The sequence below is a fragment of the Bacillus sp. B15-48 genome, from assembly GCF_016879755.1.
Classification (GTDB): Bacteria; Bacillota; Bacilli; order Bacillales; family Cytobacillaceae; genus Mesobacillus_B.
On record NZ_WOFU01000003.1, the window covers coordinates 211,660 to 224,420 of the forward strand.

14 protein-coding genes are annotated in these 12,761 nt (G+C 37.2%); 5 read left to right on the top strand and 9 right to left on the bottom strand.

The genetic code is table 11. From position 1 onward, the window contains the following. Window positions 1-79: 79 nt before the first annotated feature. Window positions 80-1,312 carry a polysaccharide deacetylase family protein gene (locus GNT69_RS11510; RefSeq protein WP_203555123.1) on the top strand — a complete coding sequence of 411 codons (1,233 nt, stop codon included), beginning with the start codon at window positions 80-82 and terminating at the stop codon, window positions 1,310-1,312. 68 nt (window positions 1,313-1,380) lie between these two features. Here GNT69_RS11510 and spxA read toward each other — a convergent pair whose 3' ends face one another. The 3 genes from spxA to GNT69_RS11525 form a co-directional block, all read right to left on the bottom strand. Continuing rightward, a complete protein-coding gene (gene spxA, locus GNT69_RS11515) occupies window positions 1,381-1,776 on the bottom strand; it encodes a transcriptional regulator SpxA (protein ID WP_203555452.1) in 396 nt (131 codons plus the stop codon). A 79-nt stretch (window positions 1,777-1,855) separates the two neighbouring features. Beyond that, the gene (locus GNT69_RS11520; RefSeq protein ID WP_203555124.1) at window positions 1,856-2,236 is read right to left on the bottom strand and encodes an IDEAL domain-containing protein; all 381 of its coding nucleotides are present in this window, start codon (window positions 2,234-2,236) and stop codon (window positions 1,856-1,858) included. Window positions 2,237-2,382: 146 nt separating this feature from the next. Then, the gene (locus GNT69_RS11525) at window positions 2,383-2,802 is read right to left on the bottom strand and encodes an RrF2 family transcriptional regulator (RefSeq protein WP_203555125.1); all 420 of its coding nucleotides are present in this window, start codon (window positions 2,800-2,802) and stop codon (window positions 2,383-2,385) included. 180 nt (window positions 2,803-2,982) lie between these two features. Here GNT69_RS11525 and GNT69_RS11530 point away from each other — a divergent pair, with 180 nt between their 5' ends. Beyond that, window positions 2,983-3,126, top strand: coding sequence for a hypothetical protein (locus GNT69_RS11530; protein WP_203555126.1), 144 nt, complete (start codon window positions 2,983-2,985; stop codon window positions 3,124-3,126). A gap of 101 nt (window positions 3,127-3,227) precedes the next feature. On the opposite strand, the gene GNT69_RS11535 is transcribed toward GNT69_RS11530, so the two are convergent. The 3 genes from GNT69_RS11535 to GNT69_RS11545 all read right to left on the bottom strand — a co-directional run bounded on the left by GNT69_RS11535 (window position 3,228) and on the right by GNT69_RS11545 (window position 5,835). Continuing rightward, window positions 3,228-4,403, bottom strand: a complete 1,176-nt coding sequence (locus GNT69_RS11535) for a sulfite reductase subunit alpha (RefSeq protein ID WP_203555127.1) — start codon at window positions 4,401-4,403, stop codon at window positions 3,228-3,230. A 121-nt stretch (window positions 4,404-4,524) separates the two neighbouring features. Beyond that, complete coding sequence (locus tag GNT69_RS11540) at window positions 4,525-5,031, bottom strand: ferritin (RefSeq protein WP_203555128.1); 507 nt, start codon at window positions 5,029-5,031, stop codon at window positions 4,525-4,527. 267 nt (window positions 5,032-5,298) lie between these two features. Continuing rightward, a complete protein-coding gene (locus GNT69_RS11545) occupies window positions 5,299-5,835 on the bottom strand; it encodes an acyl-CoA thioesterase (RefSeq protein WP_203555129.1) in 537 nt (178 codons plus the stop codon). A gap of 464 nt (window positions 5,836-6,299) precedes the next feature. On the opposite strand from GNT69_RS11545, the gene GNT69_RS11550 reads away from it, so the two are divergent. Both GNT69_RS11550 and GNT69_RS11555 read left to right on the top strand, forming a co-directional pair. Next, complete coding sequence (locus GNT69_RS11550) at window positions 6,300-7,439, top strand: IS110 family RNA-guided transposase (protein WP_203555130.1); 1,140 nt, start codon at window positions 6,300-6,302, stop codon at window positions 7,437-7,439. Between the two features lie 179 nt (window positions 7,440-7,618). After that, window positions 7,619-8,326 carry a class I SAM-dependent methyltransferase gene (locus GNT69_RS11555; RefSeq protein ID WP_203555131.1) on the top strand — a complete coding sequence of 236 codons (708 nt, stop codon included), beginning with the start codon at window positions 7,619-7,621 and terminating at the stop codon, window positions 8,324-8,326. A gap of 258 nt (window positions 8,327-8,584) precedes the next feature. Here the strand turns inward: GNT69_RS11555 and GNT69_RS11560 are convergent, their stop codons facing one another. The 3 genes from GNT69_RS11560 to GNT69_RS11570 form a co-directional block, all read right to left on the bottom strand. Then, the gene (locus GNT69_RS11560) at window positions 8,585-9,790 is read right to left on the bottom strand and encodes an FAD-dependent monooxygenase (RefSeq protein WP_203555132.1); all 1,206 of its coding nucleotides are present in this window, start codon (window positions 9,788-9,790) and stop codon (window positions 8,585-8,587) included. A gap of 120 nt (window positions 9,791-9,910) precedes the next feature. Next, entirely contained in the window at window positions 9,911-11,020 is a 1,110-nt protein-coding gene (locus tag GNT69_RS11565; RefSeq protein ID WP_203555133.1) for a cupin domain-containing protein, read from the bottom strand. A gap of 44 nt (window positions 11,021-11,064) precedes the next feature. Beyond that, the gene (locus GNT69_RS11570; protein WP_203555134.1) at window positions 11,065-12,012 is read right to left on the bottom strand and encodes a fumarylacetoacetate hydrolase family protein; all 948 of its coding nucleotides are present in this window, start codon (window positions 12,010-12,012) and stop codon (window positions 11,065-11,067) included. Window positions 12,013-12,309: 297 nt separating this feature from the next. Here GNT69_RS11570 and GNT69_RS11575 point away from each other — a divergent pair, with 297 nt between their 5' ends. Beyond that, entirely contained in the window at window positions 12,310-12,705 is a 396-nt protein-coding gene (locus GNT69_RS11575; protein WP_203555135.1) for a hypothetical protein, read from the top strand. The last annotated feature ends 56 nt before the right edge of the window (window positions 12,706-12,761 follow it).

The following is a 12,761-nucleotide window of genomic DNA, read 5'->3' on the forward strand; positions in this document are numbered from 1 at the left end:
TTCTTCATCCAACTAGTATGTAAACATATTTATTATAAAATTATATTTTTTAACACCTAACGTTAAGGGGGAAATGAACATGACGAAAATCATTCTTTTCGTTGCTTTCGTTCTACTTGCTATATTATTTATTCTGCGTGCAATTACCTCCAAGAAAAAGCTATTTTACACCTTTTCCATTCTTTCAGTCCTCATTGGATTACTAGTTATGTTTGTCCCTTGGAGCTTATTTGACAATGAAGAGGTAACTACTCCTAGAATCGAGAATCGACACCCTGATATGCCTTCTCCAAGTGAACCAAAACCAGCCTCACCTGTCAACAAGGACCATGATGTGCCGACGACACCGATTAATGGTGAAGATCCTACCGAGCCGAACGACCGAGGGAAAGAAACGATTCCGAATGAATCCGAAAACGCTCAAGATGATCCTAAAGAAAACGTCCCCCCTAAAAGTGAAAAACCATCAACTCCAACCATGCCCAAACAAGAAAAAATCAACGTCCCCGCTGACAGAACAGTTGATTACAAAGTTATTATAGGTGATACTTTATGGTCCATAGCAACCCGGAGCGGGGTAACTGTTGCCGAGATAAAACTATGGAATCATCTATCTTCCGATACCATTTACGTTGGACAAACTTTGCAACTATATGGAAAAAATGTGAAGCCTGTACCCACGCCTCCACCTGATAATGCAAAACCCGTCTATCCTAATTCAACGCTAATTTCCCATGGTAACCTTAGCAAAAAGCAAATTGCCTTAACCTTCGATGCGGGGAGCGATGCAGTCGGTATTCGGATACTAGATGTACTTGAAAAATATGATGTTAATGCCACATTCTTTTTAACTGGTAAATGGGTCGAAATGTTTCCCACCTATGCGAAACGAATTGTCGCGAGCGGGCATGATATTGGAAATCATAGCTACTCCCACCCTGATGCTGTTACGACTGAGTCAAATACTTTCAAACAAGATATCATCAAAGCCGAACAAGCAATTATTCATGTTACAGGAAAATCCCCACGCCCCTACTTCCGCTTCCCATACGGTTCCTATAACAGCAATTCACTGAAAACTGTCGGAGAAGTAGGTTATTCTCATAGTATTCATTGGTCACTAGATACGATTGATTGGCAGCAACCAGAAACGAGTGTAATCGTCAATCGAATACTCCAAAATGCGAGCAACGGAGACATTATCTTAATGCATATCGGCGGAAAGAATACACCGGAGGCCGTTGATCAAGTTATTCCTAAGTTAAACGAAAAAGGTTTTCAACTAGTCACCTTATCTGAAATGTTTAAATGACTTCCTCAATATAATCTGATAAATATTTAAATCGTGAAAAAGTGGGGACAGCAGACCTGTCCCCACTTTTAATTGGCTGTTTGTTGTAAATCGTACATTTTGAATACACGTAATTTTCGTGGAAGAAAGCTTCGAATTTCCTCCTCGTTATAGCCGATCTGTAATCTTTTTTCGTCTAAAACAATTGGTCGGCGCAACATAAGCGGGTGGTTAATTATTAATGTATATAAATCTTTAAGTGGAAGGGCTTCAAGGTCAATATTCAACTCTTGGTACGACTTCGATTTAGTTGAAATAATCTCGTCCGTCCCATCTTCTGTTAAGCGTAGAATCGATTTGATCTCATCAATTGTAAGCGGATTTGTTAGAATGTTTCTTTCAATATAATCAATTTGATGGTCTTCAAGCCAAGCTTTTGCTTTTCGGCATGAAGTACAGCTAGGCGTTGTATATAAAGTCACCATATCCATTACCACTCCCTATCCTTTTTTTCCCTAAGGAACTTTTCTTTAAATGCTGTTGTTAATCGTGTATAAAGATGTTTTAATCTGCGTAGAAAATATCCGTTTTATTTCCACTAGTTGAGTGATTTTTTTTAAAATCAAAATTCTGGTTAGGCTTCTTTCTAATTGTATTTAATCTTTCCGTTAACTCCATGAACCATTTTTCATCTTTTGCTTGTAAGGCGAGATCAATTAAACTTCTAATTTCTCCCTCTGTTTCTAATACAGAATCACTGAGTTTACGAACCTTAGTATAAAGGTCCATTGTCTTCCCGATAATTAGACTATTATCACTATCAACGACGGTCACTTTAACTACCCCATTTTGATGATTTACGGCTTCGATATACCCTAGTACTAGCTCTCCATTAGTTGCTTCACCTTTCACCCAATCGCCAATTTCGCAATTAAAACTTTCCATCTTTTTCACCACCATTTTTAATGTAATAAAAAATAATACAGTTTAAAGTTTTTGAAAGGTTTACTATATAGTAAGCATATATTGTTCAAAGTGTTATAAAAAAAATTACAGTTTTGCTAAATAGGCTTAATGATAATACCTCATGCCTAGTCTTGGTTTTTGATTTTAGCCAAAACAGAACTGATGGTAATTTCTTTTAAATAGTTTTGAAGATATTCTTCTGCTTCATAAAATATATTATCCATAACATATTGTGTATTTGAAGATATAATACAGGTTTGATCTGGGTCACCTGTACACCAATGAGGCTTAAGAGAACCTGCTGAAATAGCAAGATATACTTGAGAAAGAGTCGTTTTCTCCGGATTACAGCTCAAGATGTAGCCACCGCCAATCCCTTCTTTCGTCTTTACATAACCATTTTTCCTCAAAATACTCATCACTTTACGGATTCTCGCAGGATTTGTACAAACATTCTCGGCTATTGTCTCACTATTTGCCATGTGATCGGGTAAGTTGGCTAATAAAACAAGGCTATGTAAAGCAATAACAAAATCACTATTCATACTATCCCAACTCCTTCTCCCCAATCGAATATATCTTGTTTATACTGTAAATATAATATATACAGTTATAATAGTCAAATGAAATAACTCAAAGGGGCTACTCTTTTTTCATAATGAAATGTAAAACATGTGTTAGTAGCAAATATCTTTGCATATAAATCCAGTAAGGGGGGATCTATAATGCTTGGACTTTGGCTGACAACAATAAGTATTGCCATCCTTTTCTTTATCACACTTTTTATCTTTTATATGTTTGTTAAAAGTTCGGTTAACATGGAAGACGCACAACGTGTCGATAAACTGCCTAAAGATGATTCTAATTGAACGATTATGCATTTTTTCTAATTGTTAAACTCAATTACTAACTAAACACAAAAGACTAACTCTAATTAGAGTTAGTCCTTCACATAAGAAATCATTCAGTTTTAATAAACATCACGTTGATAACGTTTTTGCTTTTGTAGATTATTTAAATATGTTTCCGCCTCTTCAGGAGTTAAGGATGCCTCTTTTTCAATAATGGAGAGCAACGCGTTGTGTACATCTTTTGCCATATGCTCCTTATCCCCACAAACGTAAAAATATGCGCCCTTTTCTAGCCAATCAAATAATTCTTTCCCATTCTCAAGCATTTTGTGCTGTACATATACTTTTTTATCTGAATCACGAGAGAATGCTGTATCTAGCTTTGTCAAAATCCCATTTTTTAAATACTCTTCTAGTTCATTTTGATATAAGAAATCCGTCGCTTCATGCTGGTCACCAAAAAACAACCATGACCGTCCTGTTGCTTCACTAACTGAATGCTCTTGAATAAATGAGCGGAATGGGGCAATTCCTGTTCCTGGACCGACCATAATAATATCTGTATCTTGCGACTCCGGTAGATGAAAATGTTTATTTGGCTGAACAAAAACTGGTAAGGTATCCCCTTCTTGAAGACGTTCCGCACATAAAACAGAACAAACTCCTTTACGCTCGCGGCCATGAGCATTGTAGCGTACCGCTCCAATTGTTAAGTGGACTTCATCCTTATGAGCAGCCATACTGCTAGCAATTGAGTAGAGTCGTGGTGGAATTTTCCTTAATATAGATACAATTTCTTGTGCGGAGACATCCCACGGACCAAAATCCCGTAACATATCTAATAAATCGCGTCCGTCAATATATTCTTTCAGCTTGCCCACATTTTCCACTTCAACAAGTTGTTGTAACTCCTCATTTTCAGTTAATTTCGCAGCTTGTTGTAGAATTTTTTTCGTTAACAAAGTAATCTCATAATAAGTTGCAAGTGCTTCTCTTAGTGGTAGTGTGTCCCCTTGTTTATTAATAACCACACTCTCTTCTGGGTCCCATTGCATTTCATCAAGCAGCATAGCGACAAGTACTGGGTCATTTTCCGGGGCAATCCCAAGACAATCACCTGGGACGTATGCAAGTCCCGATCCCTCGAGGGACAACTCAATATGTCGTGTTTCTTTGTTAGAACCATTTCCATTTATATTAATATTTTTAAGCACTTTTGCCTGAAATGGATTCATTCTAGAATAGCTCGTTGACGCCCTTTTGTTTCCTTTTGCCTCTTCCAAAGTATGTGTCATACCCTTCACCTCATAAAGTAATATAAGCGATCATAACATAAAGCTAGTATTTACGTTATATCTTTTTTCACATAATTTTTAACAATTCATTTTATTTTTACTATTTGCGGTCGTTACAAATTTACTGACCATCTGGTGTAAATGTTCGTTGCGATAGTTCATTATCAAGCATAAAGACTGCCGTACTATCATTTTCAATTCGTTTTAACTTTTGTATCAGGTTATCAAATAAAGCCTCTTCTTCAACCTGTTCTTCGATGAACCATTTTAAAAACGAAATTGTTGCATGCTCCCGTTCATCCAATGCAATATCTGCTAGTTTATAGATTCGACTCGTTACCTCTTTCTCATGAGAAAAACCTTTTTTAAACACATCTAAAACCGATTCAAAGTCATTATTAACAGTTGGAAAACCCTCCACCGTTATCCTCGCCCCGACATCGTTTAAAAAATGATAAAATTTCATTGCATGGAAGCGTTCTTCCTCTGCCTGTACTAAAAAAAAGTTAGCAAACCCATCTAAATTTTCAGAAGAACAGTATGCAGCCATAGCTAGATATGCATGTGCTGAATATAATTCATAATTCATTTGGCCGTTCATTTCCTTCACTAGCTTCTCGCTTAGCAAGCAATCCCCTCCTCATATTGCATTTTTTATTATATCACCAACAAAATTCTTCTTCGAATATAATCCCTTAAGATTGAAGATTCATTTTAAGCAGGAGTATATGGTTTCTCCACCACTTTTATGTTTCTAAAAGGACCTCTTTATAACATACTATGGTGAAAAACAGCTATTGATTAAACAGATAGTAGATTTTTCATAAAAATCATTATCTTTTTACAGTATGTGCAATGCCCAATTCTCGGTAATCTGTTCCTGTTAAAGGATGAATTAACTCTTGTTATGAAGCAACCTTTCCCATGGTAAATCGGTTCCATATTTGAGCGCACGTTTTTCACTGTCTTTCCGTCTTTTTTTACGAATTTCCGCTCGGTCTTTAGCTGTTTCATATAAGTTTTTTTCTTCTTCCGTTTCAGGAATAACAGCCGGTACAGGAGTTGGCTGCCCATTGTCATCAAGTGCAACCATTGACAGAAACGAAATAGCGCATACATTTCGATTACCAGTGATTAGATCTTCAGCAATGACCTTCACAAAAATCTCCATCGATGTTCTTCCTGTATATGTAACATAGGATTCTAAACAAACTGAATTTCCTTCATAAATCGGATGTAAAAAATCGACTGAATCTGTGGAAGCAGTGACGACAAGCTTTCGACTATGCCTCATCGCAGAAATAGCCCCTACATCATCAATATACGTCATTAATTTTCCACCGAATAGCGTTCGATGACCATTCGTATCCGGGGGCTGCACAATACTTGTTTTCACAACAAATGACTCCCTGCAAAATTTCGTCTCCTTCATAGCTGTCCTCCATTGATTATTTCAATTCATCTCAATTGTTTATATTATCATATTTATCCCCTTAATTCAGTAATAAATTCTACTTTCCTTACATACAAAGCGGTAAAAATGTCAGCAAAACGAATGTCATTCATATAAACTTTTATATTGCAAATGCTATTATTTGTTATGTACAATTTACTATTAGTGCTCATAATGTTGCTTCCCCCAAAAAACTCACATGAGCTTTCGCTCCCAACCCATGCATGAAAATTAATCTCCTCAGCCCATAATGTTAGTGACGCAAACAGTTAGTAAAACGTGGTCTTTTTTGGTGGCTCGACCCTGTACAAAAAACTGTTTGAGTGAGCTTGGTGTTCAACCCTTTGTTAGCTCTTTCCTTTTGGAAGGATGACTACGTACAGAAAAATGCTTAGATTCAATCTCACTCACTGTTTGTGATCCTACTTTAAAGGAGAAGTTTTATGGAAGTTTTTATTGAACGATGCGCTGGTTTAGATGTTCATTCTGAAACAATAGTTGCTTGCGTTATAACTGGAAGTCAGAATGAAGAGTTAATCAAAGAGACAGAGACATTTCCTACCTTAACAAAGGATTTATATCGTCTCTTAAAATGGCTTGAAAACCATGGTGTTTCCCATATTGCAATGGAAAGCACTGGGGTATATTGGAAGCCTGTATACAATATTTTAGAAGGATTCTTTGATATTACACTGGCAAATGCGCAACGAATTAAAAATGTACCAGGAAGGAAAACAGATGTATCTGATGCAGAATGGATTGCTAAATTATTACGACATGGATTAATCGAAAAGAGTTTTGTTCCACCAGTTGATATTAGAGAACTTCGGGATTTAACTAGACTCAGGAAGAAATGGATTGGTCACTTAACATCTGAAAAGAATCGGATTCAAAAGGTATTAGAGTGTTCGAACGTAAAATTGAGCACGGTCATTTCTGATGTTTTTGGCGTTTCGGGGAGAAAACTACTTGAACGACTTGTAGAACAGGGTTATGTGGACGCTTCCGATGTAGAAGAAAGAATACACGGCAGAATGGCGCCGAAAAAACAGATGATTACGGATTCTTTGTATGGCACACTTAATGATCATCAGCGTTTCCTAATTCGTCAATCCTGGTCGCACATTGAATACTTAGAAAAGCTTATCAAAGAAATTGAGGAGCGAGTCGATACCTTATTACAAAACTATCAAGAGGAACTCCAGTTACTTACAACGATACCAGGAATAAAGAAGGATACTGCAGCAATTATCATTGCCGAGATTGGTGTAGATATGAGTCAATTTCCTACTTCTCAACACTTAGCTTCCTGGGCTGGTGTTTCGCCAGGTAATAAAGAAAGTGCAGGTAAACGGTATAGCACCAAGACTGTAAAGGGAAATCCTCATATTAAATCGGCAATGTGCGAGGCTGCGTGGGCTGTTTCTAGGTGTAGGAATAGATGGTTAGCAACGAAATACTGGTCAATAGCTGCAAGAAGAGGAAAGAAAAAAGCACTCGTTGCACTATCGCACCGAATGCTTCGAATTATTTACTCCATGCTTATAAACAAGGAGCCATTTAAAGAAATGCAAGCTAATTAGTATAACCAAAACCAAATAGAAATATTCAAAGTTACCCTCCAACAGGTACCTCTGCTTTCTTATTGGCTTTTTTAAGTTATTTATAGGGTTTCCTACTTTGATCAATGATATACAGGAAACCCGAGGGACTTTTATTTTCACAGAAAAAGACGTAGCAACACGAGAAAGGAGACAAACAGATGTCATTTTATCAGGTTCTAACCCCATATTACGATGAAATATTCCCATTAAATCAGCAGGCATTTTCCTTTTTATCCACATATTTTCTTAAAGAGCAATCCATTTTAGATATTGGTGCCGGAACAGGAAGTATGGCAATTGCTCTTGGGGAACATGGTGCAAATGTTACAGCAATTGAACCCGAAGAGACGATGTCGGAAGAGATTCGACTAAAAGCTGGCTTAAAAGGGCTTTCAGTGGCAGTCTCGACGTTATCAATGGAACAAATCGATGAGTTACGGGGCACATTTGATGGGATGTATTGTATCGGAAATACACTTGCCCATTTGCAGACTTTAAATGCAGTTGAAAAATTTTTAGGTAATTGTTATCAAAATTTACAAGTGAATGGAAGGTTTATCGTTCAACTAGTCAATTATGATAAAGTTTTGGCAAATGACAATTTCGCCTTTCCGGATATAATAAAAGAGAATTTTACTTTTACAAGAAAATATAAAAAGGACAAAGATAGAATCCTTTTTAAGACGATTGTGAAAACAAAAAACGAGTTATTTGAAAACACTGTACCTTTATATCCGTTGACTTCTGAACAGTTAATAAACAAGCTGGAAAATGCAGGGTTTCAAAAGATTGATGTTTATGGAAATTATAAAAAAGACCCTTTCACGATTGATTCACAAGCTTTAATTACCGTCGCCTATAAATAAAGCGAAACTTCCATCAGAGGGGGTTTTCTTCATCCCCCACTGATGGTTAGTTGAGCCAATCGGGCATTTACTGGCAGTTTATCCCCCACTTATCCTTCACTAGTGTGGACTTGAAGTGTTTAAGTGGGGGTATTACTGCCAGTTAATCTGCGATAATACACAGCAACGGCGCCAATCTTAAAATCCCGTACTGCCAAGCACGTTCTTGGCAGCACGGGTATTTAAAACTGCAAATGCAATTTCTATTAAAATAAAAATTTATGCCTTTATTAAACTTTTATTATATCCATGAAACTGATCGACAAATTCGAAATTTTGAGATGTACGTTTTTTCAAGATGATATCGCGTAAAAGAATGCCTTCGTGAGTTGTATTATGAATAATCTCTCCCCATGTTCTTGCTGATCCTTGAACGTGAGCAGTACGTGGAATACGTTCTTTTTGATATTCTAAAAGTGCTTGTTCGACATCATCACCATGTTCATGCAACATATTCGCTAAATACCCAGCATCTTCAAGTGCCTGACAAGCACCTTGTGCCAAATATTGAAGCATAGGATGAGCTGCATCTCCAATTAATGTGATTTTCCCTTTTGTCCAATTCTCAATCGGAACACGGTCATACATTGGCCAGCGGCGTTGACGAGAGATGAATGAAATCGCTTTTTGGACAAGGTCACATGTCCCTGCAAACACTTCATCCATTTCTTGAGGAGTTCCCCAATTCTCAGTATGTTCAATTTCCTTAGTATAACTTTTACTTTTAAACACTACAACCTGATTGTATAGCTCCCCTTTACGAACAGGGTACTGAACAAGGTGTAAGTCTGGACCAATCCACATGTAGACATCATCCATACTATTAACTGAAGCTTTTACTTCCTCAATTGGGATCGCGCCACGGTAAGCAACATATCCTGAACATACAGCGTCGTCATCGCTGAAAAGCTTACGGACATTTGACCAAATGCCATCAGCACCTACTAAAGCATTTCCGGTGTGCACTGCTCCGTTTTCAGCTTTTACAGTTACCCCATCATTTTCTTCTGCTATTGTTACAATTCGTTGGTTTGTAACCAATTCTATAAATGGATTTTCTTGGCAAGCCTCAAGGAGGACACGATGAAGATCACTACGATGGAGCACAACATATGGTGCACCATATCTTTCTTTATAGACATCACCAAGGTCTAAGGCTGAAAGCTCTTCCCCAGAGAATGCATCCATTAAAACTAATCTTTTCGGAAAAACAGCAATTTCGTTAATTTTATCCATAACACCAAAACGTTGTAATACATTTGTCGCATTTGCAGCTAACTGTATGCCCGCACCAACTTCACCAAACTCTGGTGCTTGTTCTAATACTTTTACGTATTTTTTTGTTTCAGCTATTCCGAGAGCCGTTGCTAAACCGCCAATTCCCCCACCGACTACAATCGTTGGATATTCTTTTGAATTCCCCACTCTAATTCCTCCTCTTGATGTGAATATAACATTTAACTACTAATATAGAGCGCTTTCATAATAGATTTGATATTGTAGGAGACGGATCATTATATTCCGTCTCCCTTGCTTTTTAACTTTTTAACGATACGCTTTAAATTCGCTTTTTACTTCTTGGAAACCATTGTTCGTATCTAAGCTTTGTGATTGTTCTAGATCAAATTTCTCCATGATTGGCAAGTCATTAACTGAGAATAAATAAGAATCTTCAGAAGCTACATGCTCATGCCATGCCCAGTTTGGAATACAGAAATAATCTCCTTTTTTCCAATCAAAACGTTCACCGTTCACCACTGTGTAACCTGAACCTTGATGCACCTGATAAATCGTCGAATGCGTATGTCGATGAGCTTTTGAATGGAAGCCTTTCGGTAGTTTTTGCATCCACGCACCCATCGTTGGATTCGCCGTTTCACCATTTGATGGATTAATATATTCAACTGCATACCCATCATGGGGATCTGGATCAAATTTCTGTAATCCTAAAATTGCCTCTTCCGTCTTTTTCCATTTATAGTTTGCAAGCGGAGCTAACTTAGAGTATCGATCGTTAATCGGACGAACCATCCCCCCGCTATAGCGTTGTTCAGAAAAATTATCCGGGCGGGTTGGTGTTTCAATTTTATCAGGATATGGTTCAAAGAATGTTCCGCCAATTGCATAGATTGTCGGGATATCAAGAGCATCCATCCAAATCATCGGCTTTTCACCAACATGGCCGTGTCCGTGCCAAAGTGTTCGTGGAGTGATTAAAAAATCTCCTTCTTGCATGAAAATTCTTTCGCCTTCAACAATTGTGTAAGCACCTTCCCCTTCGGTAATAAAACGAAGTGCATTTTGAGTGTGGCGATGTGAAGGAGCTACCTCCCCAGGCAATAATAGCTGCACTGCCGCATATAAACTTTGCGTTGTAGAAGCCCATCCCCATGGTTGACGATAAGTTAAACCTGGATTTTGGAAATAAATGGCTCGTCGTTCACCCCCACGATCCGGTGTGAAAATTTCAGCCGCTTCATACAATTTCTTTGTTAATAATTCATCCGACCAAAGATAAGGAACTGCTTGTGGCTGCGGAGTTTTGTTCATCAAGGTTGGAATCGCTTCCCAAAGTGGTCCAAGATTATGTTCTTGAATTTCCCTCGTAAAATCCTTTACATCTTGATCTTGTAAATAAGCGTGTTTCTCACCCATGTTTGCTCCCCCTTTGTATCAAACATTTTCCGTATTCGCGAAGATTACTTCTCTTCTAAACGTGAAACCTTGTTTTCCAATGTTCCGATTTGATCGATTTCAATTTTTACAACATCTCCATCTTTCAAGAAAGATTGTGGATCCATTGCAAAGCCTACTCCACCTGGAGTACCTGTAAGAATTAAATCACCTGGTTCAAGAGTCATAAGATTCGATAAGAATTCAACAAGATATTTCACATCAAAGACAAAATTCTCAGTATTCGTATTTTGACGTACTTCCCCGTTGACTGTTAAGCGCATCCCAAGACCGTTCGCAGATGGATCTGTTAATTCATCAGGCGTTACCAACCATGGTCCTAATGGAAGACTTCCTTCAACCGCTTTCCCTTGCATCCATTGAAGTGTACGACGTTGAATATCACGGTAAGTGACATCGTTTGCAATTGTATAGCCTGCTACATAATCAATTGCATCCTCTTTAGATACATTGCGTGCACGTTTTCCAACTACAAACGCAAATTCTGCCTCATAGTCTAATTGTTCAGAAATTGGATAATACGGAATATCATCTTGCGGTCCAGTTATTGTGTTGGCGAATTTAGCAAAAACAACTGGGTATTTAGGGATTTCACGCCCCATTTCAGCAATATGCTCACGGTAGTTATGGCCAACACAGATAATTTTCCCTGGCTTTGTGACAGGTGCTTCAATCTTCACATCTGCAAAGCGATGAACAAGAGGATGCTTAAAAGAATCACGGTTATTTAAAGCAAAATCACAAACTTCCTTAGCTATAGAAAGGCTTTCATTTCCTCCCTGTAAAAACCCTTCCATATTTGCTGGAACATACGCTTCTGCGATTAATTCAGCACGAAGTTTCCCTTGGCTCTCGAGAAGAGCTTGGTATCCATAATTTAAATCTACCACTTCATTGTCTGTTACTACTCCAATACGTGAAAACCCATTGCTGCTAAAAGTTACTAATTTCATAGCCCAAACCCCTTTTCAGTCGTTAATTTTCTTAAACGCCTTTTATGGCAATCAATGCTTTTTAAGTTTTTCTAAAAATAAATTAGCGAAAGTTGTCACTAATAGATAACTCTGTTCACTATTTAGACATATTTTAACGTGAATATAAGGAAAACGTCAAGGGAATATTTTTAAATTAGGATTTAATTAAAAGGTTTTGATTTTTAAAAAACTTCCACCTATTTTTCTTTATTATTTGAATGTTTATGTTGTTAGCAATATAATTATTATATAAATAGTGGAAAGGGTGTAATAATAGTGAACAACTTGCCAACCTCAATCTTAACCGAAATTTTATCTGAAAAAATAAAAAGAGCTTCTAGTGTTGAATATAATCAATTTGTAACAAGTCTCAATGTTATAGCGAATAATTGTGATTCTGTAAAGGAGCTTCAACAAGCGATAGCACCACTTGAAAAATTTTTACCGCATTTAGATTTATTCCTATCAGTGACAGATGATTACGAAGACATCATGAACATGAAAGCGACGCTTTTAGATTTATTTGTGAATGACTTAAATTATAAATCTATTTATCTATTATCATTTGCACTCTCAAATAATCATTCCTTAAAACATCTTCAAACGTTTGTATCACCCATTCAATATTGGGTTGCTGTAATCAAAGCAAAAGAATTACTTGAATCAGCTTAATAATAAGTTAAAGAGAAACCTCGTATAACTTCTTTTAACAATTCACATCATAATGT

Bases quoted from the DNA above. Each gene is read 5' to 3' on its own strand.
- GNT69_RS11510 (WP_203555123.1), top strand. From the start codon at position 80: ATGACGAAAATCATTCTTTTCGTTGCTTTCGTTCTACTTGCTATATTA.
- spxA (WP_203555452.1), bottom strand. From the start codon at position 1,776: ATGGTGACTTTATATACAACGCCTAGCTGTACTTCATGCCGAAAAGCA.
- GNT69_RS11520 (WP_203555124.1), bottom strand. From the start codon at position 2,236: ATGGAAAGTTTTAATTGCGAAATTGGCGATTGGGTGAAAGGTGAAGCA.
- GNT69_RS11525 (WP_203555125.1), bottom strand. From the start codon at position 2,802: ATGAATAGTGATTTTGTTATTGCTTTACATAGCCTTGTTTTATTAGCC.
- GNT69_RS11530 (WP_203555126.1), top strand. From the start codon at position 2,983: ATGCTTGGACTTTGGCTGACAACAATAAGTATTGCCATCCTTTTCTTT.
- GNT69_RS11535 (WP_203555127.1), bottom strand. From the start codon at position 4,403: ATGACACATACTTTGGAAGAGGCAAAAGGAAACAAAAGGGCGTCAACG.
- GNT69_RS11545 (WP_203555129.1), bottom strand. From the start codon at position 5,835: ATGAAGGAGACGAAATTTTGCAGGGAGTCATTTGTTGTGAAAACAAGT.
- GNT69_RS11550 (WP_203555130.1), top strand. From the start codon at position 6,300: ATGGAAGTTTTTATTGAACGATGCGCTGGTTTAGATGTTCATTCTGAA.
- GNT69_RS11555 (WP_203555131.1), top strand. From the start codon at position 7,619: ATGTCATTTTATCAGGTTCTAACCCCATATTACGATGAAATATTCCCA.
- GNT69_RS11565 (WP_203555133.1), bottom strand. From the start codon at position 11,020: ATGGGTGAGAAACACGCTTATTTACAAGATCAAGATGTAAAGGATTTT.
- GNT69_RS11570 (WP_203555134.1), bottom strand. From the start codon at position 12,012: ATGAAATTAGTAACTTTTAGCAGCAATGGGTTTTCACGTATTGGAGTA.